The sequence below is a fragment of the Streptomyces sp. NBC_01288 genome (genome assembly GCF_035982055.1).
GTDB lineage: Bacteria > Actinomycetota > Actinomycetes > Streptomycetales > Streptomycetaceae > Streptomyces.
In genome coordinates this window covers 9202478-9229139 of record NZ_CP108427.1, presented here as the reverse complement: position 1 = coordinate 9229139, position 26662 = coordinate 9202478, and the positions used below count along the sequence as shown (strand labels likewise).

The 26662-nt window shown below is 70.9% G+C and carries 24 protein-coding genes; 14 read left to right on the top strand and 10 right to left on the bottom strand.

Annotation, left to right across the window (positions count from 1 at the left end):
* Nucleotides 1–18: 18 nt before the first annotated feature.
* The 3 genes from OG194_RS41460 to OG194_RS41450 form a co-directional block, all read right to left on the bottom strand.
* Nucleotides 19–2622 (bottom strand): cellulosome protein, encoded by a 2604-nt coding sequence (locus tag OG194_RS41460; RefSeq protein ID WP_327407377.1) that lies wholly within the window; start codon nt 2620–2622, stop codon nt 19–21.
* A gap of 109 nt (nt 2623–2731) precedes the next feature.
* Nucleotides 2732–3304: a MarR family winged helix-turn-helix transcriptional regulator gene (locus OG194_RS41455; protein WP_327405859.1), complete on the bottom strand. Its 573-nt coding sequence runs from the start codon at nt 3302–3304 to the stop codon at nt 2732–2734.
* A complete protein-coding gene (locus OG194_RS41450) occupies nt 3301–4989 on the bottom strand; it encodes an FUSC family protein (protein ID WP_327405858.1) in 1689 nt (562 codons plus the stop codon). Before OG194_RS41450 ends, OG194_RS41455 begins: the two co-directional genes overlap by 4 nt.
* 195 nt (nt 4990–5184) lie before the next feature.
* Here OG194_RS41450 and OG194_RS41445 point away from each other — a divergent pair, with 195 nt between their 5' ends.
* The 6 genes from OG194_RS41445 to OG194_RS41420 all read left to right on the top strand — a co-directional run bounded on the left by OG194_RS41445 (nt 5185) and on the right by OG194_RS41420 (nt 9564).
* Nucleotides 5185–5748: a DUF5134 domain-containing protein gene (locus OG194_RS41445; protein WP_327405857.1), complete on the top strand. Its 564-nt coding sequence runs from the start codon at nt 5185–5187 to the stop codon at nt 5746–5748.
* A 94-nt stretch (nt 5749–5842) separates the two neighbouring features.
* The gene (locus OG194_RS41440; protein WP_327405856.1) at nt 5843–6778 is read left to right on the top strand and encodes a M56 family metallopeptidase; all 936 of its coding nucleotides are present in this window, start codon (nt 5843–5845) and stop codon (nt 6776–6778) included.
* Nucleotides 6779–6828: 50 nt separating this feature from the next.
* A complete protein-coding gene (locus OG194_RS41435) occupies nt 6829–7473 on the top strand; it encodes a phosphatase PAP2 family protein (protein WP_327405855.1) in 645 nt (214 codons plus the stop codon).
* Nucleotides 7461–7985 carry a hypothetical protein gene (locus tag OG194_RS41430; RefSeq protein ID WP_327405854.1) on the top strand — a complete coding sequence of 175 codons (525 nt, stop codon included), beginning with the start codon at nt 7461–7463 and terminating at the stop codon, nt 7983–7985. The genes OG194_RS41435 and OG194_RS41430 overlap by 13 nt, the downstream gene beginning before the upstream one ends.
* A 9-nt stretch (nt 7986–7994) precedes the next feature.
* Nucleotides 7995–8714, top strand: coding sequence for an HAD family hydrolase (locus OG194_RS41425; protein WP_327405853.1), 720 nt, complete (start codon nt 7995–7997; stop codon nt 8712–8714).
* Between the two features lie 148 nt (nt 8715–8862).
* Complete coding sequence (locus tag OG194_RS41420; protein ID WP_327405852.1) at nt 8863–9564, top strand: Clp protease N-terminal domain-containing protein; 702 nt, start codon at nt 8863–8865, stop codon at nt 9562–9564.
* 64 nt (nt 9565–9628) lie between these two features.
* On the opposite strand, the gene OG194_RS41415 is transcribed toward OG194_RS41420, so the two are convergent.
* Nucleotides 9629–9877, bottom strand: a complete 249-nt coding sequence (locus OG194_RS41415; RefSeq protein ID WP_033278377.1) for a DUF2630 family protein — start codon at nt 9875–9877, stop codon at nt 9629–9631.
* 262 nt (nt 9878–10139) lie between these two features.
* On the opposite strand from OG194_RS41415, the gene OG194_RS41410 reads away from it, so the two are divergent.
* Nucleotides 10140–10871, top strand: coding sequence for a TetR/AcrR family transcriptional regulator (locus OG194_RS41410; RefSeq protein WP_327405851.1), 732 nt, complete (start codon nt 10140–10142; stop codon nt 10869–10871).
* 9 nt (nt 10872–10880) lie between these two features.
* On the opposite strand, the gene OG194_RS41405 is transcribed toward OG194_RS41410, so the two are convergent.
* Nucleotides 10881–11354, bottom strand: a complete 474-nt coding sequence (locus OG194_RS41405) for a DUF6214 family protein (RefSeq protein ID WP_327405850.1) — start codon at nt 11352–11354, stop codon at nt 10881–10883.
* Nucleotides 11355–11581: 227 nt separating this feature from the next.
* On the opposite strand from OG194_RS41405, the gene OG194_RS41400 reads away from it, so the two are divergent.
* Together OG194_RS41400 and OG194_RS41395 are read left to right on the top strand one after the other, a co-directional pair.
* A complete protein-coding gene (locus OG194_RS41400) occupies nt 11582–12928 on the top strand; it encodes an FAD-dependent oxidoreductase (protein ID WP_327405849.1) in 1347 nt (448 codons plus the stop codon).
* A 136-nt stretch (nt 12929–13064) separates the two neighbouring features.
* Complete coding sequence (locus tag OG194_RS41395; protein WP_327405848.1) at nt 13065–14432, top strand: nucleobase:cation symporter-2 family protein; 1368 nt, start codon at nt 13065–13067, stop codon at nt 14430–14432.
* A gap of 72 nt (nt 14433–14504) precedes the next feature.
* On the opposite strand, the gene OG194_RS41390 is transcribed toward OG194_RS41395, so the two are convergent.
* Together OG194_RS41390 and OG194_RS41385 are read right to left on the bottom strand one after the other, a co-directional pair.
* Nucleotides 14505–15791 (bottom strand): SGNH/GDSL hydrolase family protein, encoded by a 1287-nt coding sequence (locus OG194_RS41390; RefSeq protein WP_327405847.1) that lies wholly within the window; start codon nt 15789–15791, stop codon nt 14505–14507.
* 76 nt (nt 15792–15867) lie between these two features.
* Nucleotides 15868–17193 carry an extracellular catalytic domain type 1 short-chain-length polyhydroxyalkanoate depolymerase gene (locus OG194_RS41385; protein ID WP_327405846.1) on the bottom strand — a complete coding sequence of 442 codons (1326 nt, stop codon included), beginning with the start codon at nt 17191–17193 and terminating at the stop codon, nt 15868–15870.
* Nucleotides 17194–17430: 237 nt separating this feature from the next.
* Here OG194_RS41385 and OG194_RS41380 point away from each other — a divergent pair, with 237 nt between their 5' ends.
* Nucleotides 17431–18402, top strand: a complete 972-nt coding sequence (locus tag OG194_RS41380; RefSeq protein ID WP_327405845.1) for a pectate lyase family protein — start codon at nt 17431–17433, stop codon at nt 18400–18402.
* A gap of 32 nt (nt 18403–18434) precedes the next feature.
* Nucleotides 18435–19229, top strand: coding sequence for a pectate lyase (locus OG194_RS41375; protein WP_327405844.1), 795 nt, complete (start codon nt 18435–18437; stop codon nt 19227–19229).
* A 71-nt stretch (nt 19230–19300) separates the two neighbouring features.
* Here the strand turns inward: OG194_RS41375 and OG194_RS41370 are convergent, their stop codons facing one another.
* Together OG194_RS41370 and OG194_RS41365 are read right to left on the bottom strand one after the other, a co-directional pair.
* On the bottom strand, nt 19301–19840 hold the full coding sequence (locus OG194_RS41370) for a GNAT family N-acetyltransferase (protein ID WP_327405843.1): 540 nt from the start codon (nt 19838–19840) through the stop codon (nt 19301–19303).
* A 43-nt stretch (nt 19841–19883) separates the two neighbouring features.
* Nucleotides 19884–20639: a PaaX family transcriptional regulator C-terminal domain-containing protein gene (locus OG194_RS41365; RefSeq protein WP_327405842.1), complete on the bottom strand. Its 756-nt coding sequence runs from the start codon at nt 20637–20639 to the stop codon at nt 19884–19886.
* Nucleotides 20640–20713: 74 nt separating this feature from the next.
* On the opposite strand from OG194_RS41365, the gene OG194_RS41360 reads away from it, so the two are divergent.
* Both OG194_RS41360 and OG194_RS41355 read left to right on the top strand, forming a co-directional pair.
* Nucleotides 20714–22381 carry an acyl-CoA dehydrogenase family protein gene (locus tag OG194_RS41360; protein ID WP_327405841.1) on the top strand — a complete coding sequence of 556 codons (1668 nt, stop codon included), beginning with the start codon at nt 20714–20716 and terminating at the stop codon, nt 22379–22381.
* 86 nt (nt 22382–22467) lie between these two features.
* The gene (locus OG194_RS41355; RefSeq protein ID WP_327405840.1) at nt 22468–24534 is read left to right on the top strand and encodes a HEAT repeat domain-containing protein; all 2067 of its coding nucleotides are present in this window, start codon (nt 22468–22470) and stop codon (nt 24532–24534) included.
* A gap of 68 nt (nt 24535–24602) precedes the next feature.
* On the opposite strand, the gene OG194_RS41350 is transcribed toward OG194_RS41355, so the two are convergent.
* A complete protein-coding gene (locus OG194_RS41350) occupies nt 24603–25187 on the bottom strand; it encodes an Rv1733c family protein (RefSeq protein WP_327405839.1) in 585 nt (194 codons plus the stop codon).
* Nucleotides 25188–25401: 214 nt separating this feature from the next.
* On the opposite strand from OG194_RS41350, the gene OG194_RS41345 reads away from it, so the two are divergent.
* Nucleotides 25402–26553 (top strand): WD40/YVTN/BNR-like repeat-containing protein, encoded by a 1152-nt coding sequence (locus tag OG194_RS41345; protein ID WP_442811707.1) that lies wholly within the window; start codon nt 25402–25404, stop codon nt 26551–26553.
* The last annotated feature ends 109 nt before the right edge of the window (nt 26554–26662 follow it).

The following is a 26662-nucleotide window of genomic DNA, read 5'->3' as shown; positions in this document are numbered from 1 at the left end:
CCCGCCCGCGTCCCGCTCTCAGGCCAGTCGCGTCACCGTCACCGTGTCGATCACCGGTGCGTACGCGGAGCGTTGGCCGTACTGGTTCCTGGAGTGGCCGTCGTGGTCCGTGAGTTCGTCCGCCGTGAAGGTGAGGGTGTTGGTGCCCTCGGCGAGGGTGACGGGGACGGTGAGGTCGTGGAAGTTGTTGAAGTGGAAGGTGGTCGGGAACAACACGCGCTGTGGGACCGACCCGTTGATCGAGATATCGGCGTGGCGGCAGACCGGGTCCGGGTTGTAGTGGGTGGCCGGTGCCTGCTCGCCGTTGGAGTAGCGGATCGTGAGCGCGTGACGGCCGGCCCGCTCCGCCTCCACGGTGAGCGTGAGCGCGTTCGCGGGGCCGCCGCCGATGCCGTCGACCGCCTTGCCGCCCGTGGCGAACGTGTGGGCGCCGGTGACCCGGGCGCCGCCCGTCGTGGTGCCTTCCTCGGCCGGGTGCGTCGAGGTGGGGAGGAGGGCGCGTGAGGCGCCTACCTGGAGGCGGTCCAGGACCAGTTGGTCCGAAGTGGCGGTGACGGTGACCTTGTTGATGCCCGATGCGAGGAACAGGGGAACGGAGGATCGTTCAACAATCCTCGTGTCGCCGTCCCCGACCATCCCCATGTCCTCCCCGTTGATCGTCAACTCGCCCTCCCCGGGGCCGATCCGATCGACGGTCACAGCCGCCTCCCCGTCCTCCGCCGCGTGCACCCAGAAGGTCGCGGTGCCGCCTCGCGGCAGTACGACGACACCGGGGCCTGAGGCTCCGAGCTGCCCGCAGTCCACGCGAGCGCCACCCCCCAGGTCCGCGAACTCCGCGTCGTACAGCGCGGGCGCGGTCACCCGGTCGTCGCGCAGGGCGAGATCGAGCCGGTCGATAACCACGTCGCCCCGCGTGACACCGAGGTCGTGGTCCTGCGCGGCGAGGGTGATGGTGTGCGCACCGGCGGTCAGTTCGACCCGGGTGTCGGTGTGGCCCCACACCGCCCACTTGTAGCCGAGCGGCAACCGGAGTTCCTGCGGATACCCGCCGTCCACCCGCAGGAAGACGTTGGTGGGCCCCTGCTCGCGCACCGCGTCGGCCAGGTTGTAGGAGTTGGCGAAGACACTCACGTCGTAGGTCCCGTCCCGCGGGACCTCCACGGAGAAGACGAGCACGCCGTCGGAACCGGTGCGGAGTCCGCCCACGTGGTAGCCGGTCGAGCCCGCGAACTTGTCGACGTCGGACGGGGACCCCTCGGGCCCGTTCAGCGAGTGACCGTCACCGATGTAGGCCGCGTCCTCCGCCTGGTACGAGCGCCGCCAGCCGACCGAGGGCGGCAGCGCTACGGCTCCGTTGCCGCCCGGGGAAAGGATCACCTGGTACGCCGACATCGCCTCCACACCGGCCAGACGCAGCGTCACTTTGCCGTCCACGACGGGGAGTTCGTGATCGGCGAGCCTCAACGGCTGTGCGGAGGGGCCGACTTGGCCGGTCCAGGGGATCTCAAGGAGCCGCACGTGGACGGTCGTACCGAAGACTTCGGGGTCGACGTGCTCGAACACGACGTCCGCGGAGCCCCCCGCGCCGCCGAGCAGCACCCGTGCCTGCCGCTTGGCGCGGTCGAGTGCGGCGACGCCCTGGAGCGTGTACTGGACGTTGGGGTGGGGCGCCGTGACCTGGACGGTGTTGCCCGTGAACTGCCCGTAGGCGTTGAACAGCCACCACTGACCGTTCCCCTTGTTGGCCTCCACCACCGAGTCGTTGAGGTTGCCGTCGATGTTCCAGTACGCCATATCGGCGTCGACCTTCGACTCCTCGATCGCGGCGATCCACTGGATCATCTGGCCCGGGACGGACAAGTGGTAGTTGTGGGCGTACTCGTTGAGGTTGACGGGGAGCGGTCCGATGCCCAACTCACGTTCCAACGCACGGTACTTGGCGACGCTCGTGCGGATCTCGTCCGGCGAGGACAGCTCGTGCCAGGTGATGACGTCGGGCAGTACGTCCTCGGCCTTCGCGAACTCCAGGAAGCCTCTGATCTCGTCGTACAGGAGGCAGGTGTTGGGGCCGGCGATGCGGGCGCCCGGGTCGAGTTCCTTGATGAGGTGGTGGATGTCCCGCCAGGCGGTGAAGTAGGGGCCCGGTGCGGTGCGCCAGGAGACCTGGTCGTAGCTCCACTCCCCCGTGCCGAACATGTTGCCCTCGGGCTCGTTGAACGGGACGTACACGACATGGGACTTGTACGCGCCGAGCGTCAGCACCTGGTCGACCTGGCGGCGGACGCGGGCCTTGAAGTCGGCGAGGCGTTCGGCTCCGGTACCGCCGGGCCATTCGTAGGGGAAGCCGCGGTAGATGTCGGTCATGTAGACGTAGACGTCCTGGCCGCCCGCCTCGACGAAGGGGCGCAGGATCTCCAGGGCGTCGGCGCCCGGGTGCTGGGTGCCGTCCTGGGCCTTGGTGGAGACCGTGCGGACGTACATGCCCTCGACTGCGTTGCGGCTGGGGACGCCGTCGCCGTACAGGCCGTAGAGCGTGCCGCTCGCGCCTCCGTGGAAGGGGCCCGTGTCGGTGCCGAGGTCGACGGTGAGGGTCTCGGGGGCAGAGGCTGCCACGGCATCAATCCCTTGTTCGACATGTCGTACGTCAGTCGGTGTCCCGAACCGGCTTGATCGAACGTAGGGAGATCACGCGACTCGCGTCAACGGTCCGTCGGCTCCCGCGTACGGCGGCTCAGACACGCAGCATGCCCAGTCGGCCTTCCAGCTGGGCCAGCAACTCGCCGAGCAGGGAGGCGAGTTCGCCCTGTCCGGGGGTGTCCAGACCGGCGAGCACGGTCGTCTCGTAGGCGAGTTGCTCGGGCAGGATCGCGTCGACGAGGTCGCGGCCGGTGTCCGTGAGGCGGACGTGGGCGACGCGCCGGTCCCGGGTGTCGCCGCGGCGCTCGACCAGCCCGCGTTCGGTCAGCAGCTTGAGGCGCTTGGTGACGGCGGCGCCCGAGGAGAAGGTCTCCCGGGTCAGCTCGCTCGGCGTGAGTTCGTGCCCGGTGCGACGGAGCGCGCCGAGCAGGTCGAACTCGGGGCGGCTGAGCCCAGCCCGGCGCAGCGGCGCGTCCTCGGCCTGCTGGAGCAGGGCGGCGCATCGGTTGATGCGGCCGATGATCTCCATCGGGCCGGTGTCGAGGTCGGGGTGCACGGCCTGCCACTGCCCGACGACGGCGGCGACGGTGTCGCGCCGGGTCGCACTCGGAGGGGTCGGGCGGGCCGCGTCGTCCCCGTCAACCGGCCGTCCGTTCATTGCCGTCATCCCCGTACGCCCTCCGTCTTTCCGCCCGTGCGCCGATCCCCGGTCGGCCAGGAGTGCGACTCCCGGCGTCGTACCGTCGCGGCGAGCGTACGGTGTCCGGACCGCTCGGCGAGCACGACCCGCTCCTGCGGCAGGGCGCGCTGCCACCACTCGCCGGACGCGGCGTCGACCGTGGCGCGCAGTTCGACGAGCGCGGCGGCGAGCACGCGGTGCGCGGAATCCAGGCTCCCGCGCGCGGGAGCAGCTTCCGCGAGGAGTCGTGCGGCCCGCTCCCGGGCGCGTTCCACCGCGCTCAGCGCCTCCTCGATACGGTCGGTCGCGCGCCGATTGGTGACGACGGCCGCGGCGACGAGGCCGACCAGCGCCCCGACGAGGGTGTCGACGACCCGCTCGGCGATCAGCTCACCGGGCTGCTGCGCCCGCGCGAACTCCGTGATGAGCAAGGCCATCGGGGTCACACAGACGCTGCCGAGCCAGTAGTTGCGGCCGATCAACGCCTCCGCCCCGAAGTTGAAGGCGAGGCAGCAGAGAACGAGGGCCGCCGGGTGCGCGTGGGCGAGCGGGGCGACCGCGGCGAACACGAGCACCCCGGCGAGGTTGCCGACGACCCGCTGCACGCCCCGTCCCCAGGTGAGCGTGATGTTGGCCTGGTAGAGGGACGCGGCGGTGACGAGGGCCCAGTAGGGGCGGCCGACACCGAGGGCGAGGGACACGTATCCGGCGAGCGCACAACCGAGCGCCGTACGCAGCACGAGCGGGGTCAGCGGACCGAGCCTGGTCCACAACGGGCTTATGGGGGCGGCCAGTTCGGCGTCGACACCGAGCAGTTCGTCTACGGCGCCTGCCGAGACGTCGGTCTGCGGGACCGGTCCCCTGCCGCGCAGTTCGCGGGCCCAGGTGCGCAGCCGCTCCGGGTCGGCGTCGGCGGGCGCGGCGAGTGCGACCTCGGCACGGACGAGGAGGCGTTCGAGGGCGCGTCGGGGTGGGGTGCGGGTTCCGGTGGCGAGGAGGGACTGCCAGGCGGCGTGGATGGCGGCCGCGGCGGCGGCACGCGCGCGTGCGTCACCGTCTCCGGTGCCGTGTGCGGCGGCGTACGTCGCGGTGGCGTTCAGCGCCTGGGCGGTGGCGCGGCGCTCGGGGCCGTAGGGGCGGACGAGTGCGGGAGCCATGCCGACGAGCCATGCCCAGGCGCCTGCGGCGGCGGCCAGCGCGAGGTGGCCGGGGACCTGGCCGAGTGTCTGCGGGGCGAAGAGCGAGGCGGAGCTGATGAAGGTGAGGACCACGTTGCCGGGCGGGCCGATCCGGGTCGCGTCGCACAGCCCCTTCTGTACGGCGGCCAGGGCGGCGCCGACCGTCACCAGCACGACGGCGTTGGTGGTCAGGGAAGCCGTGACCAGCGCGACGGCGAGACCGCCGATCATGCCGAGCACCACCCAGAGCAAGGCGCGGGCCCGGGCGGCGTAGGGCTTGTTGTGGGCGTAGAGCGCGCACAAGGAGCCGGCCATCGTGTACATCGCCAGGTCGAGGCGGCCGAGGGCCAGCAGGGTCAGGTTGGGCGGGGCGACCGAGGCGACCGCGCTGAGCGCGGGCTTGAACCAGATGTCGGACGGCCGTCCGAGGCGCAGCACGCCGGTGAGCGGGAGACGTCGGACGCGGGGGGTGGGGGCGGGGGTCGCACTGCTCATGGGAAACAAGTTTAGCAGGTGTTTTACTCGTGAATCATTTCCGTCGGGCATGCCTTCGGGGCGCCATTGACCTGCCGCGCTCCGTCGAGTGCTCCCCATGTACACCGTTGCGCTTGATTGCGCCCCGGGCGGCACGGGCATCCTGTGACCGAACGTCGACGGTGAGCGATATCCGGGGCGGAACGGGGGACGCGCGTGCATGGTGGACCGGCTTCGCCCGGCTGGCTGCTGGTCGCGCTGTGCGCGGCGACCGGGGCCTACTGCCTGCTGCGGATGCGCAGCCCCGTCGAGGAACAGCGCCGGGCCGCGGGCGGCGAGGCGCTGATGGGCTTCGGCATGGCCGCGATGGCCGTACCGGCCGCGGTGTTCACACCACCCTCCTGGGCGTGGCCCGCCTACGCGGCGGTGTTCGGTACGGCGGCGCTGCGCGCCCTGTGGTCGGCGCGCAGGAGCCCGCACCATGTGCACCATCTGCTGGGCACCGCGGCCATGGTCTACATGGCGCTCGCGATGGCCGCGTCGCCCGCGCACCACCACGAGCACGGCGACTCCGGAGTCCCGCTCGTGACAGGCGCGTTGCTCCTCTACTTCGTGGGATATGTGCTGCTGTCGGGCATCCGGCTGGTGCCCGTCGCCGGAGCGGCCTCAGGTGTGGTGGTCGGCGGCGGGAGCGTCGGGTGGGGCGACCGGCCGGAGCTGGCGCGGGCGTGCCGGCTGTCGATGGGGATCGGCATGGTCGCGATGTTGCTGACGCTCTAGGCAGGACCGGCGCGGCGGTACGAAATCGTGGTCTGCGTCACTTTGCCGTAACAATCCGTACCCCTGATCACCGCGGCGCTCATAGGGTGCTCCCATGATGGTCCCCGCGGCACTGTTGCTGCTCGGCGCCTTGGCCGCCGTTGTCGCCCCACGGCTGCTCGCCCGGGCCGACTGGCCGGACCATGAGCCGGTGCTCGCGCTGTGGGTGTGGCAGTGCGTGGTGGCGGCCGTCCTCCTGTGCTGTGCCCTGTCGATGACGCTCAGCGCCGCCGCCGCGTGGCAGGCGGTGCGCGGGCACGTGTTCGCCAACGCCCCGCACGCGGTCGTGGACGCCTATCCCCTGGTGACGACCGGGCCTTGGGCTGCGACAACTGCGGTGACCCTCGCGTGCGGTGGCGCGTGGACCGCGGCGATGCTGGTCCGTGAGGTCGTACGGGCCCGGGCACGCCGTCGGCTGCGTCGGGCCGAACTCCTCGTGCGCGCACCGGTGTTGCCCGGCGAGGAGCCCGGTGCCGAGCCGTTGGTCATCCTGGAGGGGGAGCGGCCGGACGCGTGGTGGATGGCCGGCACCGCACCCCAACTGGTCATCACCACCGCCGCGTTGAGGCGCCTCAAGGGGCGGCAACTGGACTCGCTGCTCGCGCACGAACAGGGGCACGCGCAGGCCCGGCACGACTGGTTGCTGCACTGCTCGGGCGCGCTCGCGAACGGGTTTCCGCAGGTGCCGGTGTTCGCCGCGTTCCGGGACGAGATGCACCGGCTGGTCGAACTCGCCGCCGACGACATGGCCTCCCGCCGTTTCGGCCGCCTCACGACCGCCCTAGCCCTGGTCGAACTCAACGAGGACCGCGGGGTGTTCGGGCCGTGCCCCACTCCGCACGCCCATGTCCCGCACCGGGTGAACCGGCTCCTCACTCCCCCGGACCGCCTCACGGCGATGCGCCGCCTGGGCTGGACCGCGACGGCGGCGCTGGTGCCGGTGGTTCCGGTACTGGTGGCGTTCGTGCCGGGGTTGCGGGCGCTGGGCTGAGGAGGGGGCGGGGTTCGCTCCGCCCACCGCCGGTCGGCGAGGATCGTTCCATGCACTACCCGCCCCTCCCGACACTCCGACAGACCGGCAGCATCCTCGCCCTGTGCTCCGCCCTGCTCCTCACCCTGGTCGCGGTGGAGTGGCGTCCACTGATCGACGTCGACGAGCGGATCGCCCGGACCACGCACCGCTGGGCGGTCGAGAACCACGGCCTGACACATACGTTCCGCATCCTGACGGACTGGGTCTGGGACCCACTGACCCTGCGCCTCGTGTGCGCGGCCGCCATTGTGTGGCTGGTGTGGCGCCGTTCTGCATGGTGGACGGCGCTATGGCTGGCGGCCACATGTGCGCTGGGCACCCTGTTCCAACAGACCCTGAAGGCACTGGTCGACCGCCCCCGCCCGGTATGGCCCGACCCCGTCGACTCGGCCCACTACGCCGCCTTCCCCTCGGGCCACGCCATGACCGCCACGGTGGTCTGCGGCCTGCTGCTGTGGCTGCTCCACGACAACGGCACCGGACGCGCTGTGTGGCGTACAGCCATGGTCGTGGCTGTGATCTCCGTTGCGGGTGTGGGACTCACCCGTGTGTGGCTGGGCGTGCACTGGCCGTCGGATGTGCTGGGCGGGTGGCTGCTGGGGGCGTTGGTGGTGGCGGTGGCCGTGGGGGTGTACGAACGGTGGCGGGTGTGACCGCGGCTGGGCGACGGCATCGCTATGTCGGACCGACGGAGTTGCTGACCGCCGTGCGGCCGGGTGCGGAGGGCCGGGTCGTGGGGTCGGCCGGGGACCTGAGCGCCTGGCTGGCCGGGCAAGGGACGGCCGAGCCGGCCGAACCCTTCACTTTCGTGGTCGGTCCGGAAGGACTCCTGCGATTGGCGCCGCGCCGGAGTGAGCACGTGGCGTGTGCCGGGGGCGCCGATGTGCTGGGCGCGGGCGAGATGGGGTTCGGGCGCGCGGCGGGACTCTGGGTGGTCCGGGAGGTCAGCAACCTGTCCACCGGTTACTGCCCGCACCTCGACTCATGGGATGCAGTGGCACGCGCACTCGACCGGGCCGGTATCGGCCGCCCCGCGGGCTTCACTCACGCCGTCGTGTTCCGGCGCTGTGTGTCCTGCCGGGAGATCAACATCGTGCGCGAGAGCGATTTCGTCTGCGTGTTCTGCGGGAGCGATCTTCCCGCCGCGTGGAATGTCGCTGCGTAAGATCACCGCATGAATGCCGTCCTCTTCGACTTCTCCGGAACCCTCTTCCGTATCGAGTCCACCGAGTCCTGGCTGCGTGCCGTGTTGCGTGAGACCGGAATCGCCTTGCCTGAAGCGGAGTTGGTCAAGGCGGCGCGGGCGCTGGAGGTGGCGGGCGCGATGCCGGGTGGGGCGCAGCCGGAGCGACTGCCCGAGGAGTTCGCGGAGGTGTGGGCGATCCGGGACGAGAGTTCCGCGCTGCACCGGGCCGCGTACACCGGCGTCTCGCGTCAAGTCCCGCTCCCCGAACCGGCGTTGCACGACGCGCTGTACGACCGGCACATGACGCCGGCCGCGTGGACGCCGTACCCGGACACGGAGGACGTGCTGCGGACCCTGCACGAGCGCGGGATCGGCGTGGGTGTGGTCAGCAACATCGGCTGGGATCTGCGGCCGGTGTTCCGCGAGCACGGGCTCGACCCGTATGTGGACGCGTACGTCCTGTCGTACGAGCACGGCATCCAGAAGCCGGACCCACGGCTGTTCACCGTCGCCGTCGAGGCCCTCGGCGTCGACCCGAAGGACGTGCTGATGGTCGGTGACGACCGGCGGGCGGACGGCGGGGCGGCGGCTCTGGGGTGCGGGGTGCACTTCGTGGACCACCGGTTGGTGACGGAACGGCCGGACGGTCTGCGACCTGTGCTCGAACTGGTCGGACAAGGGCGAGAGCAGGGCGGACTTCGGGGCTGACCCGGTCAGTACGCGCGAGCACCCCCGAATCAGTACGCGGGGACACCCGGATCGGTACGCAGGGATGCCTGGATCGGTACGTGGGGACGCCCGAAACAATCGTCAATTACAGGTTGACGATGAGGGGTCGTCAATTTAAAGTTGACGCATGAGCCCACTCGACATCAGCCTCGCCGATCTGATCGCCCGTCTCGACGAGGAGCTCCCCGACACCGACGAACTGGCCCGCGTCAGCGAAGCGCGACTGCGGGCCCAGACCCTGTCCGACCTCGGTGACCAGCTCATCGACCACTACGTCAGCAAGGCCAAGCAGGTCGGCGCGTCGTGGACCGAGATCGGCGACGCCATCGGCGTGTCCAAGCAGGCCGCCCAGCAACGCCACGCCCCCGGCCCCTTCGAGCGGTACACCAACCTGAACCGGCACAGCATCGTGCTCGCGCAGGAGGCCGCCCGAACGCACAGGCACGACTCCATCGGCACCGAACACCTCCTGCTCGGCCTGCTCGGCGAACCGCGGGGCCTGGCGTACGAGGTGCTGGTGGCGAAGGCCGAGTCGGAGCAGCGCGTCCGCGACGCGATCGAGGAAGCACTGCCGCCGGCCGGCGAGAAGATGCTGCGGGGTCACATCGCGTTCCGGCCGGAGAGCAAGGAGGCCATCGGGCAGGCCCGCAGCGCGGCGGCTGGCCTCGGCCACGACTGGGTCGGCACGGAACACGCGCTGCTCGGCCTGATCCGCGTCGAGGAGAGCCCGGCCGCGCAGATCCTGCGCGACCTCGGCTTCACCTCGGACGAACTGCACGAGACGGTCACGACCGAGATCGCCAACAGGCTTGCCGCGCGGGGCAATTAGCGACGAAACGACCAGTGGCCGCGGAGCACCGGGCCGCCGCGACCACCTCACCCGTCACCTCACGTCACCCCTGATACCCCTCCACCTCGGACTCCGGCCGTACGCGCGCCTCGTCCGGGTTCTCCCCGAACTCCACCTTCGCGCGGCGCTGGCGCAACAGGTCCCAGCACTGGTCGAGTTCGCGTTCCAGTTGCCCGAGGCGCTGATGTTCCGTGGCGCTGTCGATCGCGCCGGACGCGACGGCCTCCCGGAGCTTGCGCTCGTCGTCGACCATCTCGTTGATCCGCGCGAAGATCTGCTGGTCCTGCTCCATGCCCGTGCGCCTCCTCGGCTCGACACCCGTGCCCACTCTAGGGACGGATCACGTGCCGTGCGACAGATGTGCGAGAAGGCGGCGCCGGACGCCGGTTCAAAAGTCGCCCAAGGAAACCATTGGGGTGAAAAGGAGCCGCCCGCCTGAGACGATCCCCCGCGTCGCCCCAGACGGACGGCAGCATGCGCCAGGCCCCCTCGACGGGAGACCCGGACGTCCTGAGTATAGTTGGCTGATAGCCAGTCAACGCAGGAGTTACAGCATGTCCCCGCGAAGCGCATCGGTCAATGAAGAGTTGCGCAGGCGTTCCCGGGAACGGCTCCTGTACGCGGCCGTGGAGCTGGTCGGCGAGCACGGCTACGAGGCCACGACCTTGGGCGACATCGCGGACCGGGCCGGTTCGGCGCGCGGTCTGGTGTCGTACTACTTCCCCGGGAAACGCCAGCTCGTGCAGTCCGCCGTGCACCGCCTGATGCACCGCACGCTGGAGGAGGCCCTGGAGCGCGAGCCCCGGACCGACGACGGGCGGGAGCGGATGGCGCGGGCCATCGACGCGATCCTCGGCCTCGCGCACGATCGGCCCGTGCTGATGCGCCAGCACATGGCCGGGCTCCTCCAGGGCGAGGGCTTCGTGCAGTGCCCGGAGCAGCGGCGCCTGTCCGAACTGCTCGGGCAGACGATCGCGCGGTACGGCTCGGGGAACGTCCCCTCCGACTACCCCATGCTGCGCGCGCTGCTCATGGGCGCGGTCTACTCGGCGCTCGTGCCCGGGGTGCCGATGCCGATCCCGGTGCTGCGCACCGAGTTGTTCGAACGGTACGGACTCGACTGGGAGTTGGGGGTCCCGCCGGAGTCCGCCGCGCGAGCCGGAGCGCCCGACCCGGACCTCTCACGGTTCTTCGCGACGGACGACAGGTCCACGCTCCCGCCCATTTCCCCGCCCACGCCCGGGAGTTCGGCCGACGACCGGCCGACCGAGCCCTCCGACGCGTAACCGCCCTGCTCAGCGCCGAGCGTGACTAGGCGTCAGGAATCCCGCGTCCCGCGCCTGCGAGATGAGCCGGAGAGACCGGCGCCGACTGTGCCCGGTCGCGCACATCACCGCGAGGACGGGATCAACCCCCTCTTCCTGCGCGGCGCGATACTCCTGGGCGATCTGCCACCGCCCCTCGATGCCACGCGGCCAGGCCGGCCGGGCTCGGCGCGCTCCGCCCGACTCCGTCCACTCCTCCCCCTCCGCGGGCACCGGTTCCAGCCCACACGCCTCGAAGAGCGGCCCCTCAAGCCAGTCGGCCAGCACGGTCAAGTCGTCGAGGGACAGGGCAGGTTGGGCCCGTACGTCCTCGACGGAGACGGTCTGCTCGCACACCACGGCGAGCGCGTCGACCCGGGCGCCGTCGGGGAAGGCGAGCCGGACGTGGAACCACGAGGTGGCGCCGTCGCGCTCCTGCACTTCCCACGCGGGCCACACGGACACCGCACCGTCCGACGGAGAGCGATCAGAAAGATTAACGAAGGATGCTTCTAGCACATACGCAACGTAACCGCATGATCACATTCCATACGAACGGACACGCGCGCCCCCAGTACGTACGGGTCCGTTCGGCACCCTGTCAGCGGAGCACCGGTGGTGCAATCCTGGACGTGCCAGTGGTCTGGCGAATGAGCGTTCTCCTGTGTGCCTGACGGGTGAGGAGTTCCGCCGTGCTGCGTGTCGCCGTCGTCGGCTCCGGGCCGAGCGGGGTCTACACCGCCCAGAGTCTGGTCCAGTTGGAGCCCGGGGTGCTGGTCGACGTCCTGGACCGGCTGCCGTGCCCGTACGGTCTGGTGCGCTACGGCGTGGCACCGGACCACGAGAAGATCAAGTCGCTGCAGAACAATCTGCGGGCGATCCTGGAGCACGGGCGGGTGCGGTTCCTCGGCGGGGTGCTCGTGGGACCGGGCGGGCTGTCGGCCGCCCGGCTGCGGGAGTTGTACGACGCTGTCGTGTACTGCGTGGGCGCCGCCACCGACCGTCACCTGGGGATTCCCGGTGAGGAACTGCCGGGCAGCTGGTCGGCGACCGAGTTCGTGTCCTGGTACAGCGCCCACCCGGACTCCACCGCCGACGGGTTCGTGCTCGGCGCACGCTCGGCCGTGGTCATCGGCGTGGGCAATGTCGCGGTGGACGTCACGCGGATCCTGGCGCGCGGCGCGGCCGAGCTGAGCCGCACCGACATCCCGCAGGCGGCGCTCACCGCACTTGCGGCGAGCGGGATCACGGACGTCCACATGGTCGGCCGGCGCGGCCCGTCACAGGCCCGCTTCACCACCAAGGAACTGCGCGAACTGGGCGGCCTCCCGGACACCGAAGTGACCGTGGATCCGGCTGAGTTGGCGCTCGACCCGGGCTGTCTCGACCTCTCCGCCCTGCCCGGTGCCCAGCGCCGCAACGTAGAGGCACTGCGCAACTGGGCCGCGCTCCCGCCCCAGGGCGCCCCACGCCGTATCCACCTCCGTTTCTTCCTCCGTCCCGTCCAACTCCTCGCCCACGCGGGGCGCGTGGGCTCGGTCCGCTTCGAACGCACCGCCCCGGACGGGCGGGGCGGAGTGGTCGGCACGGGTCAATTCGAGGAGATCGAGGCGCAGTTGGTGCTGCGCTCGGTGGGCTATCGCGGGGTGCCGCTGGACGGGCTGCCGTTCGACGCCGAACACGGCACCGTTCCGCACCGGGCGGGCCGTGTCGTACGCGAAGGGCGGACCGTGCCCGGCGAGTACGTGGCCGGCTGGATCAAGCGGGGCCCGACCGGCGTCATCGGCACCAACCGCCCGGACGCCAAGGAGACGGTGACGTCCCTGCTCGCGGACGCCTCCACGGTCGTAGCGAAGGAGCGCTCCGAGGATCCCCTCGCCGTGCTGCGCGCGGAGGGTATCGAGCCGGTCGAGTGGGGCGGGTGGGAGGCCATCGAGCGGGCCGAGGCGGAGTTGGGGGCCTCGCTCGGGCGGGGTGGTGTGGTCAAACTGCCGGACTGGGACGCCCTGCTGGCGGCGGTGCGTGGGGCGCGCACCTAGCGGTATGTGGGGCGCACACATAGCAGCTGGGCAAGACACACGGCGGCAACAACCCAGAAATCAACAAACTGTTCAAGGCGCCTACGGTCTCGAACTGTTCGCACATTCCTTCCCCCTCCGCCGCTCAGGAGCGCCCATGGCCACGACCACACCCGTGCATCCCGTCGACGAGGTCCCACCCGTCCGGCAACTGGCCGCCTTCGGGCTCCAGCACGTGCTCGCGATGTACGCGGGCGCGGTCGCGGTGCCGCTGATCGTGGGCGGGGCGATGAAGCTGTCGGCCGCCGATCTGGCGTATCTGATCACCGCGGACCTGCTGGTGTGCGGGATAGCGACGCTCATCCAGTGCATAGGTTTCTGGCGGTTCGGCGTGCGGCTGCCGATCATGCAGGGCTGCACGTTCGCCGCGGTGTCGCCGATGGTGCTGATCGGCACGACGGGCGGCGGACTCCCCGCGATCTACGGCTCCGTGATCATCGCCGGGCTCGCCATCGCGCTGCTGGCCCCCGTCTTCGGCAGGCTGCTGCGCTTCTTCCCGCCGCTGGTCACCGGCACGGTGATCCTGATCATCGGCCTGTCGCTGCTGCCGGCGGCGGGCAACTGGGCGGCAGGCGGGCAGGGTTCGAAGGACTTCGGTGAACCCAAGAACATCGCGCTCGCCGCGTTCGTCCTCGCGGTCGTCCTCGGTGTACAGCGGTTCGCGCCGGCGTTCCTGAGCCGGATCGCGGTGCTGATCGGCATGGCGGTGGGGCTGGTGGCCGCGGTGGTGTTCGGGTTCACGGACTTCAGCGGGGTCGGGGACGCCGACTGGGTCGGCATCAGCACCCCGTTCCACTTCGGTACGCCCACCTTCCACGCCTCGGCGATCGTGTCGATGCTGGTGGTCGCGCTGGTGACGATGACTGAGACGACCGGTGACCTGATCGCCGTGGGCGAGATGACCGACCGCAAGATCGAGCCGCGCTCGCTCGCCGACGGGCTGCGCGCCGACGGCCTCTCCACCGTCCTGGGCGGCATCTTCAACACCTTCCCGTACACGGCGTACGCCCAGAACGTCGGCCTCGTCGGCATGACCCGGGTCCGCAGCCGCTGGGTCGTCGCGGTCGCCGGTGGCATCCTCGTCGTCCTCGGCCTGCTGCCCAAGCTCGGCGCGGTCGTCGCGGCGATACCGGCGCCGGTGCTCGGCGGCGCGGGTCTGGTCATGTTCGGCACGGTCGCCGCGAGCGGTCTCCGCACCCTGACCCAGGTCGACTTCAAGGACAACCACAATCTCACCGTCGTCGCCGTCTCGGTGGCCGTGGGCGTGCTCCCGGTCGGGGTGCCGACGATCTACGCGCAGTTCCCGGACTGGTTCCAGACGGTGATGAACAGCGGCATCAGCGCGGGTTGCCTGACGGCGATCGTGCTGAACCTGCTCTTCAACCACCTTCCGGCAAGGGGGAGTTCGCCCGCCACCAGCACCGAGACTCCCGCCGGCGCCGTCGCGGAGGAGCCGGTCGTCTAGGGTCCGTCCGTCCGGCGGGCCCTGTCGCGGACGCGGGGCGTGGCACGCACTCCCCCCACTCACCGGCGCTGATCAGCGCAGCAGCCCGGCGGGGACCGTCGCGGCCAGCACCCCGTACCCCGTCGGATTGAGATGCAGCCAGTCGCCGATCTGGAGGGACGGAAGCAGGCGGCGCGGGTCGGCGGGATCGCGTACGGCGCGGTCGAAGTCGAGGACCGCGTCGAAGCAACCGGCCGTGCGGGTCCAGGAGTTGACCGCCCGGCGGGAGGACTCGCGTTCGCCCGCCGGGTCGTCGTAGGTGTTGCCGCCGAAGGGGAGCAGGGTCGCGCCGTAGACGCGGATGCCCTGCGCGTGGGCCCGGACGACGATCTGGCCGTAGGCGGCCAACAGGTCTTCCGTGACCCGGTGTTGGGCGGCGGGGGTCGCGTCGGCGGTGCCGATGTCGTTGACGCCCTCGAAGACGATGAGGCGGGTGACTCCGCTGCGGGAGAGGACGTCGCGGTCGAGGCGGGCGAGCACGTTGGGGCCGAGCCCGTCGTTGAGGACGCGGTTTCCGCCGGCGGCCTGGTTCAGGATCGCTACGGCGGCGGTCGCGGGGTGGGCGCGGAGGCGGTCGTAGAGCTGGTCGGGCCAGCGGTCGTTTGCGTTGGTCGTGGAGCCCCGGCCGTCGGTGAGCGAGTCGCCCAGGATCGCTACGGCCGTGGTGGCGCGCGGGGCCAGGACCTCGACGTCGCTCAGCAGGTACCAGTGGTCGACCGGGGTCGCCCCGGGCAGCAGGTCCTGGTCCTCGGTGTGGTCGCCGATGCGGAGGTACGACGTCGTGCGTGAGCCCGGGTGCGAGGTGAGCGCGAGCGAGGGCTGGCCCGTCGCCAGGTACGTCGTCACGGTCAGGACGGACGCGGGGCGCAGGTCCAAGTCCAGTGGGTCGGAGACCAGTTGGGCACCGACGGGGACGGTCGCCGCTCTGCGCCCGGCGAAGGTGACCGGTCTGTCGCTGCCGGGCACGATCGCGCTCGCTCCCGCCCTGCTGTCCTGCGGGAGCGCCAGTGTCACGGCGGCGAGCGGGAGCGGGGTGTCGCCGTAGGCGTTGGAGAAGCGCAGGCGCAGCTTCCGGCCTCCGGTGGTGATGCGCAGTGTCTGGCGCAGGGTGGTGTCGACGAGGACCGAACTGGTCCCGGTGAACGGCGCGGGTGGCAGGTTGGCGGGCTCGGTGAGCTGGGGCATCGCCGTCCAGGTGTTCACCCAGTGCGCACCGGGAGGGGCCGAACTTCCCTCGGCACGTGCGGGGTTGGTGGCGACCAGGGCCGACAGTGCTGTTGTTGTCGTGGCGAAGATCGCGGTCCGTCTCGTGGGCTGCACAGAACCTGCCTTCCTCTGGCGGGAGTTGGGGGCGATGGTGCGCGCCGGAGCTGACGGGCGCGCACCCCGGACGGGGTCAACCGACCGTGCAGGCAGTCCCGTTGAGCGTGTAGGCCGTCGGCGCCGCGCTGTTGCCGGTGTGGTTCGCCTGGTAGCCGATGGTCACGCTCGCGTCGGGGGCGATCGTGCCGTCGTAGGACGCGTTGGTGGCCGTCACCGTGCCGGAGGCGGGGGTGTACGTGGCGCCCCAGCCGTTGGTGATGGTCTGCCCGGCGGGCAGGGTGAAGCCCAACTGCCAGCCGTTGAAGGCACTTGTACCGGTGTTGGTGAGCGTCACGGAGGCGGTGAGGCCGGTGTTCCAGGCGCTGGTCGTGACGGTCACCTTGCAGGGGCCGGTCGAGGGCGGGGGTGTGGTGCCGCCGCCGGTCAGGCCGAAGAAGGTGAGGACGCGGGCGCCCATGCCGTAGGTGTAGAGGTTGTGGGTGACGCCCTGGAGGCTGATCGCCTCGACGGGGGCCTGGTCACCGGTGGCGCCGTAGCGGGTGCGGGTCCAGCCGGTCGCCGGGGTGTCGGTGGCGGCCGGGGTCTGGCTGACGCCCAGCACGTTGGTCCACTGTTTGATCTCCTCGCCGAAGTCGGGGTAGCGCAGCGTGTCGTCCGCGGTGCCGTGCCAGAGCTGCATGCGCGGGCGCGGGCCGGTGTAGCCGGGGTCGGCGCCCCGGACCAAGTCGCCCCATTGCTGCGGGGTTTGGATGACCGTTCCGTTCGCGCAGGCGGTGTTCCACTCGGAGCCGTCGGTGGTCGCGAAGCAGCCGAACGGTACGCCGGCGAAGGCGGCGCCCGCCGCGAACACGTCGGGGTAGTCGCCGAGGAGGACGTTCGTCATCATCGCGCCGGAGGAGATGCCCAGGGCGTAGACGCGGGAGGTGTCGGCGGAGTAGGCGCTGGTCACCCAGTCGACCATGGACTTGATGCCGACCGGATCGCTGCCGCCGTCGCGGTGCAGGGCCTGGGGCGAGGAGACGTCGAAGCACTTGCTGGCGCGGGTGACCGACGGGTAGACGACGATGAACCCCAACTGGTCGGCCAGCGAGGCGTATTCAGTACCGGAGTACATCGCCGGGCCCGATCCCCCGCAGTAGTGCACGGCCACGACGATCGCCGGGTGCGCGGTGACGGCGGCCGGGACGTACACGTACATCTGCAAGTTGCTGGGGTTGGCGCCGAAGCCGGTGACCTCGGTGAGGGTGGCGGTGGGGACGGCCTCGGTGCGGGCGGCGGCCGGGGGTGCCATGAGGGTCAGGGCCGCGAGTAAGGGCACCAGCGCTCCGAAGAGGGCGACGAGTACCGAACGCGGCGGCTTTCTGGCGGACTTGAGGGTGTCGGCGGCTGTGGGGCGCACGTCATCGTCCCTTCCTGATCGCGGCTCGTGCGGCATCTTTCGGGGAGAACAATCGGCATCGTGACATGCACATGGGCGCCATGGAAGCGCTCCCACGCTTCGAATAGTTTCTGCACAAGCGTTGACTAGAAAGCGCTTGCACCCTACGTTCCGTTCAGAAGTGTGACCGCGCGGTCCTTCATGGCGTACATCGTTCACGTACACGATCACCCCATCCCCCGGAAGGGACGCACCCGCATGCGTACTCGCCCCCCACGTACACATCCACGACGATCAGCTCTGGCGGCGGCCGCTCTCGCCGTAGCGGCCGTGTTCGTGCTCCCCCAGTCCGCGTCGGCGGCCGACGCCTCGCCGGTCGGTTTCGGTGCCGGGACGACCGGTGGCGGTAGCGCCACGGCGGTCACGGTGTCGACGCTGGACGCCTTCAAGTCGGCTGTCACCGGCAGCAGTTCGAAGGTGGTCAAGGTCAACGGCCTGATCTCGCTGAGCGGTCAGGTCGACATCGGGTCCAACACGACGGTGCTGGGCGTCGGTTCGGCGTCCGGGTTCACCGGCGGCGGGCTGCGGCTGAAGAAGGTGACGAACGTCGTCGTCCGCAACCTGAACATCAGCAAGCCGGTCGCGCCCGCCGACGGCATCACCGTGCAGGCGTCGACGCAGGTGTGGATCGACCACAACGCGTTCTCGTCCGACCTCGACCACGGCAAGGACTACTACGACGGCCTGCTCGACATCACCCACGCCTCCGACTACGTCACCGTCTCCTGGAACACCTTCAAGAACCACTACAAGGGCTCGCTCGTCGGCCACAGCGACAACAACGCGAGCGAGGACACCGGTCATCTGCGGGTGACGTACCACCACAACTGGTTCGACCAGGTCAACTCCCGTATCCCCAGCCTGCGTTTCGGCACCGGGCACTTCTACGACAACTACGTCGTCGGCGCCGAGACCGCCGTGCACTCGCGCATGGGCGCCCAGATGTTCGTCCAGAACAACGTCTTCCGGGACACGGAGGTCGCCGTCACGACGAACCGGGACAGCGACGTGGACGGCTACGCCAACCTCAGCGGCAACGACCTCGGTGGAGCCGCCACCGAGATCTCGCAGGTCGGCACGTTCACCAGCCCGCCGTACAGCTACACCGCCGAGCCCGCCTCGACCGTCGTCGCCTCGGTGACCGCCGGCGCGGGCACCGGAAAGCTCTGACCACTCCCCCACTTCGGAGAAGGAATCGGGACATGACTTCTTCCGTACGACCGCGCGTACTGACCGGCGCACTGACCGCCTTCGGTCTCTCGATTGGCATGATCATGGCATCCGGCACGCTCTCGCCGGCCAGTGCCGCCACCTGGCCCACCGCGAGCGGCAGCCAGGCGGTGACCTCGACGATCTCGGTCTCGGGCACCAAGGACTACGGGATGCTGCGCCTGTACGGCAGCGGTGACCTGGGCACGGGCAGCCAGGACGAGGACCAGGGGCCGATCCTGGAACTGGCCGCCGGTGCCGTCGTCAAGAACGTCATCATCGGCTCGCCCGCCGCCGACGGCATCCACTGCCTGGGCAGTTGCACGCTTCAGAACGTCTGGTGGGAGGACGTCGGCGAGGACGCGGCGACCTTCCTGGGCTCCTCGTCGTCCAACGTGTACACCGTCAACGGCGGCGGCGCGAAGGAGGCCAGTGACAAGGTGTTCCAGTTCAACGGCGCCGGGACGCTCAACGTCTCCAACTTCGCGGCGCAGACCTTCGGTACGTTCGTCCGCTCGTGCGGCAACTGCAAGGCGCAGTACAAGCGCACGATCAACCTCAACACCATCGAGGCGACCTACAAGGGCAGCCGGATCGTCGGCATCAACACCAACTACGGTGACAGCGCGACCCTGAAGGCCATCACGATCGTCGGGGACACCAGCAAGAAGATGATCCCCTGCCAGAAGTACATCGGGAACAACACCGGCGCGGAGCCGACGACCAACGGCACGGGCGCGGACGGGACTTACTGCAAATTCGCGTCGTCTGACATCACGTACAAATAGGCCTCCCACGGTGACAGCGGCCGTACGAAGCGTCCCCGCACGGCGCTTCGCACGGCCGCTCCGGCACGAACTCAGCCCGACGGTACGGCCGTTGACCGCATACCGAGCCACTGCTCGGCGTCCCACGCCTCGAACCGCTCCACCTCGGTGAAGCCCAGTTTCGCCGCGAGGCGCATCGAACGGGCGTTGGCGGTCTGGGTGGTGAGCACCACCGGCTCGCCGGGAAGGACACCGTCGAGCCAGTCGAGTGCCGCCGCGCACGCCTCGGCGGCGTATCCGAATCCCCACGCCCGCGGCAGGAACAGGTAGCCGAGATCGACCTTCCCGTCGGCGGACGGGCGGATGTGCCCGGCCGCTCTCCTGAGCAGGATCAGGCCGATCATCGCCCCGTCGAGCTCGACGACGAGGCTCCCGGGCCGGTGTTCGGGCACCTCGGGCGTCTTGCGCTCAAGCTCTTCGCGCGGGTGGGGACCGCCGAGGTAGGTGTGCACCTCTGCGGAGGTGAGGAGTTCGATGAACGTCTCTCGGTCCCGGGCTTCCGACCCGCGGAGCACGAGGCGTCCGGTTCCGATCGGCTCGGGCGGCCAGTCCGCGAGTCCCAGATCATCCATCCGCGCACGCTAACAGACCGTCAAACCGACCCGGTGAAGCGGCCTATGCCGGGTTCCCCAGCGTGTTCGCGATCAACTCCCGCCGGTGGCGCGTGTATTCGGTACGCAGCGCCGCGCCCGGCCAGTCGGCGGGCAGGAGTTCGGGGGGCAGGACCGGGTCCGCGAGCAAGTGCCGGACAGCGGCGGCGAGGACGGTGAAGCGAGCTGCCGGGTGGTCCGCGGTGGCGGTGATCCGGTCGAGCAGCGCCTCGGCCGTCTTCGCCCAGGCCTCAAGTGGCCATAGGTCGGCTGCCAGTTCGCGGGCGGGTTCCTCGGGGCGGGTGGTGAAGTGCCGGGCGACCGCGCCGAGTTCGTCCGGTCGGGGTCGTAGGAGATTGGCCGGGCGGAGCCAGACTCCCTCGCGGAGTTCCGCGAGCCTGAGGGCGGTCAACTTGCCGCGCAGGTCTGCGCGTTCGGCAGGACCGCGACCGGTCGCGGTGACGACGGTCATCTCCCAGTCGCCGTCCCAGGGGCGGGTCTCGGGGTGTACGGCGGCGTCCTGGCGGCGCTGGCGTTCCAGCAGGCGGTCGCTGAGCCGGTAGACCGCGTCCGTGGTCCGCAGGTCTCCGGCGGCCACCATCCGGCTGAGCGCGGCCCGCAGGGTGGAGCCGGCGACGCCGAGGGGTTCGACGGCACGGAGGAGATCCCGTACGGGAAGCTCGGGCGGGTGCGTGCCCAGCAGCAGGCTGAGGACGACCGACCGCGCGGACAGCGGGCGCAGGTCCACCTCGCCGGGCCCTTCTGACACGTTCATCCGCATGGCCTCGTACTCTACGTGGCGATTCCCGTGTTACATCATTGATGCGGTCGCAGAGATAGTGCAACACTTGAGCCATGGCCCAGACACTCGCGCACATACCGCAGCAGCCACGGAACGCCACGCACGACGTCACCAACCAGCCCCCGCCCCTGGCCCCGTACGACGCCTCCGAGGACACGGCCCTGCTGGAGGGGCTGCGCCGGGAGGGTGCCGGCTGGGCCGAGGAGGACGTGCGGCGGCTCGGTCGGGCGGCGGGCAGCGAGGAGGCGCAGGAGTGGGGTGAGCAGGCGAACCGGCACGAGCCGGAACTGCGCACGCACGACCGCTACGGCAACCGGATCGACGAGGTCGAGTTCCACCCGAGCTGGCACCGGCTGATGGGCGTCGCCGTCGCCGAGGGGCTGGCCGGAGCGCCCTGGGCGGACGAGCGCCCCGGCGCCCATGTGGCCCGTACCGCACGGGGGTTGGTGTGGGGACACACCGATGCCGGGCACGGCTGCCCGACATCGATGACGTACGCCGCCGTCCCCGCCCTGCGCGCCGCACCCGAACTCGCCGCGGTCTACGAGCCGTTGCTGACCAGCCGGGTGTACGACCCCGTCCTGCGCGTCCCGACCGAGAAGCGCGGGCTGCTCGCCGGAATGGGGATGACCGAGAAGCAGGGCGGCTCCGACGTCCGTACCAACACCACGACAGCGACCCCCACCACCGAACCCGGCGTGTACACCCTGCGCGGGCACAAGTGGTTCACGTCGGCGCCGATGTGCGACGTGTTCCTGGTGCTGGCTCAGGCGCCTGACGGTCTGTCATGCTTCCTGGTGCCGCGCGTGCTGCCCGACGGCGGTCGCAACACGTTCCGTATCCAGCGGCTGAAGGACAAGCTCGGCAACCGGTCCAACGCGTCCTCGGAGCCCGAGTTCGACGGGACCGTCGCCTGGCTGGTCGGCCCCGAGGGGCGCGGTGTCAAGACCATCATCGAGATGGTCAACTGCACCCGCCTGGACTGCGTGATGATGTCGGCAACTCTCATGCGCAAGACGCTCGTCGAGGCGGGTCACCATGTGCGGCACCGGTCCGCGTTCGGCACCCGGCTCCTCGAACAGCCCCTGATGCGCAACGTGTTGGCCGATCTGGCGCTGGAGTCGGAGGCGGCGACGACACTCACGCTACGGCTTGCGGGCGCGGCCGACCGTGCGGTGCGCGGGGACGGCGCCGAGTCGGCGTTCCGCCGGATCGCCACCGCCGTCGGCAAGTACTGGGTCACCAAGCGCGGCCCGGCCTTCACGGCGGAGGCCCTGGAGTGCCTCGGCGGCAACGGCTACGTCGAGGACTCGGGCATGCCCCGCCATTACCGCGAGGCGCCTCTCCTCTCCATCTGGGAGGGGTCGGGGAACGTCAACGCCCTTGACGTACTACGGGCGTTGAGCAGGGACCCCGGTCCGGCGGAGGCACTGTTCTCCGAACTCGCCCTGGCGCGGGGCGCTGACGCCCGCCTGGACGCGGCCGTCAGCCGGTTGAAGAGCGGGTTGCGCGAGGCCACCGAGACGGGAGCCCGGCGTCTCGTCGAGCAGATGGCGCTGACCCTCCAGGCCTCCCTCCTGGTACGACACGCCCCGGCCCCGGTCGCCGACGCCTTCTGCGCGACCCGGCTGGCCGGCGACTGGGGGCACGCCTTCGGCACCCTCCCCGACTCCGCCGACCTCGACACGATCCTCGCCCGCGCGCTGCCCGAAGAAGACTGACCCTCGGTCACCCCCCGATTCCGCTTCGTTGTCAGTGGCGTGGTGCAGACTCGCGATCAGTTGGCACTGCGCCTGGGGAGGACAACGTGTTCACGGGGATCGACGAGGTCGGCTGGGCCTCACTGCGGCATGCGTACGGCAGTGCGGAGGACGTGCCCGGACTGCTCCGGGGACTGGCCTCCACGGACCCCGTCGAGCGGGCGAGCGCGCTCGACGGGATGTACGGCGCGGTGCACCACCAGGGGATCGTGTACGACTCGACGCTCGCCTGCGTTCCGTTTCTGCTCGCGCTCGCCGCCGGCCAAGAGGTCGCGGACCGGGGCGGGTTGGTGGAACTTCTGGTCAGCATCGGACAGGGCCACACACCGGAGGGGGAGGTGGTGGACACGGGTGACGGGCGCGGGTCGGCCGACGCCGCCGTCCGCGCGGGCGCCGAGGTCTTCGTCGACCTCCTCGGGGACCGGGACTCCGGCGTGCGCCGGGCGGCGCCCGAAGCCCTCGTCCGGTTCCTCGACCAACCCGCGCGCGTGCTGGGCCTGTTGCGCCGGCGGATCGCGGTCGAGCGCGACGACCGGGTCCTCCTCGCCCTCACCGAGAGCGTCGGCCTGTTCGTACGCCGGCACCCGACCCACGCCCCCGAGGCGCTGGACATCCTGCTGATGCTCGGCACGCCGCCGTACGACCCCGGTCTACGGCTCGCCGCGCTCGGCCAACTCGCGGGCTGCGCACCCGATCTGCTCCCCGCCGACCTGGTCCCGACCGTCGTCGAACTGCTCGGGGAGCGGTCCGAGCAGCGCCGGTCGGGCCGCTCGACACCGGCCGAGGGCGACCATTCGGACCCGGACACACTCGCCGGGCGGTTACGGCGGCTGCGGCCCTCGGACGAGGAGGGTGCGCTGCTGCTGCGGACGCTGCACACCGCGCTCGGCGGGCGGGTGGGCGACCGGATCGCCCTGCTGGAAGGGCAGTTGACCAGTCCGGACCCGGCCGACCGGTGCAACGGGGTGTGGATGGCGGCGGGGTTGTTCCGCGAGTGGCGGGCCGACTACACGGTGCCCGTCCAGCTGATCGGTGAGCAACTGGGCGCGGGGGAACCTCCGTTGCTCGGTGCGGCGGTGTCGGACCGGCTGCGCGACGCCGCGGTGTCGGTCCTCGGCGATCTCTTCCACCTGGCCGCGCCCGCCGCCGACCACCTCCACGCGCTGGTGACCGCACGCCCCGACCTGTGGGTGCACCGCTGGGAACGCCGGGCGCCGACCTTGGGCGGTCCGCTCAAGTCCCTTGCCCGTAGCGGCGATCCACGGGCGACACCGGTACTGGCCCGGATCCTCGCGCAGCCGGTCGTACCCGACGACCTGGGACGCGTGATCGTCCACCTCGGCGACACCGCCGCACCGCTCGCCCCGGCACTGCGACACCGGCTCGGCCAGGTACCCCTCGACTCCCCCGAGACCTACGACCGCGCCGTACCCCTGCTGTCGGCGCTGACCGCGCTCGCCGATCGGGAGGCCGTGCCGGAGGTGGTACGGCTGTTGGGCGGGATGGCGGACGGGGTGCGGTTGCGGCACCGGGTGGTGGAGTCGGCGGTGCGGGCGCTCGATGTGTTCGGGGGTGGCGCGGAGGGGGTCGTACCCGTGCTGCGGGGGCTGTTGGAGTCCGAGTGCGCCGGTGTCGCGGCCGGTGCTCTGTGGTCGGTGGAGGGGGATGCGTCGGCCGTACTGCCGGTGCTGATACGGGAGTTGGCGGAACCGGACGCGCGCCGGCGCCGGGCTGCCGCGGAGGCGTTGGCTCGGTTGGGGTCGGCCGCGCGGGCTGCGGCGCCCGGGTTGGCGCGGATGGTCGGGGCGGAGTGCGTGTGGGAGCGGGCGGCGGGGGCGTGTGCGCTGTGGCGGGTCACCGGGGAGGTGGAGAGGGTGCTTCCGGTGCTGCGTTCGGCCTGGGTGGAGCGTCCGGAGGTGCGGGGCGTCATTGCCGTGTGTCTGGTCGGCATGGGGGCGGCCGGGGCACCTCTGCACGACCTGGTGGAGGTTGAACTCGCGGCTCCGCGACGGCATTTGGTGCGGTCGGGCGGGCACGGGGGCCTGGACGTTCTGGAGGACGAGCGGCTGTTGGAGGTGTGCCGGCAGGTGAGCCGTCGGGGCGGGTCCGTGTGACGGGCACGGCGAGGATCCCCGCCTGCGATCCGCAGGCCAGGGGCGCGCGACGCCGTGCCGCCGGGCGCTCAGCCTGTCTTGCGGCCCCACAGTGGGCCGAAGCGGGCCCACTCCTCGTCCCACTGGTCCATGCGCCGGCGTTCCAGTCGCCCGCGCAGGGCCCGGGCGCTGACGAAGGGGACGGCCGCCGCGCCCACGCCCAGGAGGGTGCCGATCATCACGGCCCGCAGCTTGGCCTGCGAAGCGCTGGCGGGCTTGGTCACCAGGTGACCCTGCGGGTCGGTCCAGACGGTCACCGGGGTGCCTATCGCACTGCCGGAGGGGACGCGTATCTGGCCGCTGTGCGAGGAGCCGTTCACGGCCGTCCAGCGGACCTTCGCCCAGACCGGTTCGCCGCTCGTCCTGCTGGAGTTCCCCGGGGCGGCACCGGGCGCGTCCTGGACCACCAGTGCCACCACGGGTTTCCAGTCGACGCGTTCCTGGGCCAGCTCGTGTTCGACGGACTGGGTCGCCGTCAGGCCGGCGAGCACCCCGGCGAGGACGGTGATCAGCCAGGCGCCGAGCACGATCCACGATTCCACCGCATCGGCACGGCGCTTGAGCGGATTCCGCCGCCACCGCCACAGCCACACCTTCGGACCTCGGAACGCCATCGAAGGCATCCTCCTCATGAACGCACTGACATGCCGAACCGCCCTCCCATACGGGAGACGTCTCCTCGATGCTCACGACGAATACCCCGACTCGACGTTCCCATGGCTGCCCGGACTCCCGCAGGCGCTTCGCTCCAAGCCCTCTCAAATCTGCCCCACGGGCCGATATCGGCCTCCTGACCTGCGGTGATGCCGGTTCCAGGGGTGACTGTCAGTGGCGGGGTGCAGACTGGCGAGTGATGGGGGCAAAGTCGCCAAAAACGCAGCGGAGGTGGCCGGCATGACGGAGGTACTGCTCGCGGTGGGCACGCGAAAAGGCCTGTTCATCGGGCGTAGGCGGGGTGGGGTCTGGGAGTTCGACGAGAGTCCGTACTTCAACGCGCAGGCGCTGTATTCGGTCGCCGTCGACACCCGCGGCCCCACACCGAGACTGCTGGCCGGGGGTGACAGCTCTCACTGGGGTCCGTCCGTGTTCCACTCCGACGACCTCGGCCGGACGTGGGCCGAGCCGGCGCGGCCCGCGGTCAAGTTCCCGAAGGACACGGGGGCTTCGCTGGAGCGGGTGTGGCAGCTGCACCCGGCGGCAGCCGAGCCCGATGTGGTGTACGCGGGCACGGAGCCGGCCGCGCTGTTCCGCTCCGAGGACCGCGGCGAGAGCTTCGAACTCGTCCGCCCGCTCTGGGAGCACCCCACGCGTTCGCGCTGGGTTCCGGGCGGTGGCGGAGAGGGCCTGCACACGGTCCTGACCGACGAGCGCGACCCGCGGGCCGTGACGGTCGCCGTCTCGACGGCCGGGGTGTTCCGTACCGGCGACGGCGGCGAGAGCTGGGAGCCTTCCAACTCCGGGGTCGCCGCTGTGTTCCTGCCGGATCCGGACCCGGAGTTCGGCCAGTGCGTGCACAAGATCGCGCAGGACGCGGTGACCCCGGACCGGCTGTATCTGCAGAACCACTGGGGCGTGTACCGCAGCGACGACGCGGGGGCGCACTGGACGGACATCGGCGCGGGCCTGCCCTCCACGTTCGGCTTCGCGGCGGCGGCCCACCCCCATCGCGGCGACACGGCGTACGTGTTCCCGATCAACGCCGACGCGGACCGGGTGCCGGCCGAGCACCGGTGCCGGGTCTTCCGTACGGCGGACGCCGGTCGGAGTTGGGAGCCGCTGTCGGCGGGGCTGCCGACCGAGGATCACTACGGCACGGTGCTGCGCGACGCGATGTGCACGGACGGCGCGGACCCGGCGGGGGTGTACTTCGGCAATCGCAACGGCGAGGTGTTCGCGTCGGACGACGACGGGGACAGCTGGCGGCAGTTGGCGTCGCACCTCCCGGATGTGCTGTGCGTGCGAGCGGCGGTCGTCGGGTGAGGGCGCGAACTCCGTTGCGGCGAGGCTTCGTTCACACGCGCCCACGGTTCGGTCGTTCTCGGTCGGGCTTAGAGCACCGGTTGATCGCCGGGCCCTGTACGGCAGTAGG

Coding starts and splice junctions, on each gene's coding strand:
- OG194_RS41455 (WP_327405859.1), bottom strand. CDS start 3,304: ATGACGGCAATGAACGGACGGCCGGTTGACGGGGACGACGCGGCCCGC.
- OG194_RS41450 (WP_327405858.1), bottom strand. CDS start 4,989: ATGAGCAGTGCGACCCCCGCCCCCACCCCCCGCGTCCGACGTCTCCCG.
- OG194_RS41440 (WP_327405856.1), top strand. CDS start 5,843: ATGATGGTCCCCGCGGCACTGTTGCTGCTCGGCGCCTTGGCCGCCGTT.
- OG194_RS41435 (WP_327405855.1), top strand. CDS start 6,829: ATGCACTACCCGCCCCTCCCGACACTCCGACAGACCGGCAGCATCCTC.
- OG194_RS41425 (WP_327405853.1), top strand. CDS start 7,995: ATGAATGCCGTCCTCTTCGACTTCTCCGGAACCCTCTTCCGTATCGAG.
- OG194_RS41420 (WP_327405852.1), top strand. CDS start 8,863: ATGAGCCCACTCGACATCAGCCTCGCCGATCTGATCGCCCGTCTCGAC.
- OG194_RS41415 (WP_033278377.1), bottom strand. CDS start 9,877: ATGGAGCAGGACCAGCAGATCTTCGCGCGGATCAACGAGATGGTCGAC.
- OG194_RS41410 (WP_327405851.1), top strand. CDS start 10,140: ATGTCCCCGCGAAGCGCATCGGTCAATGAAGAGTTGCGCAGGCGTTCC.
- OG194_RS41395 (WP_327405848.1), top strand. CDS start 13,065: ATGGCCACGACCACACCCGTGCATCCCGTCGACGAGGTCCCACCCGTC.
- OG194_RS41380 (WP_327405845.1), top strand. CDS start 17,431: ATGCGTACTCGCCCCCCACGTACACATCCACGACGATCAGCTCTGGCG.
- OG194_RS41375 (WP_327405844.1), top strand. CDS start 18,435: ATGACTTCTTCCGTACGACCGCGCGTACTGACCGGCGCACTGACCGCC.
- OG194_RS41370 (WP_327405843.1), bottom strand. CDS start 19,840: ATGGATGATCTGGGACTCGCGGACTGGCCGCCCGAGCCGATCGGAACC.
- OG194_RS41365 (WP_327405842.1), bottom strand. CDS start 20,639: ATGCGGATGAACGTGTCAGAAGGGCCCGGCGAGGTGGACCTGCGCCCG.
- OG194_RS41360 (WP_327405841.1), top strand. CDS start 20,714: ATGGCCCAGACACTCGCGCACATACCGCAGCAGCCACGGAACGCCACG.
- OG194_RS41350 (WP_327405839.1), bottom strand. CDS start 25,187: ATGGCGTTCCGAGGTCCGAAGGTGTGGCTGTGGCGGTGGCGGCGGAAT.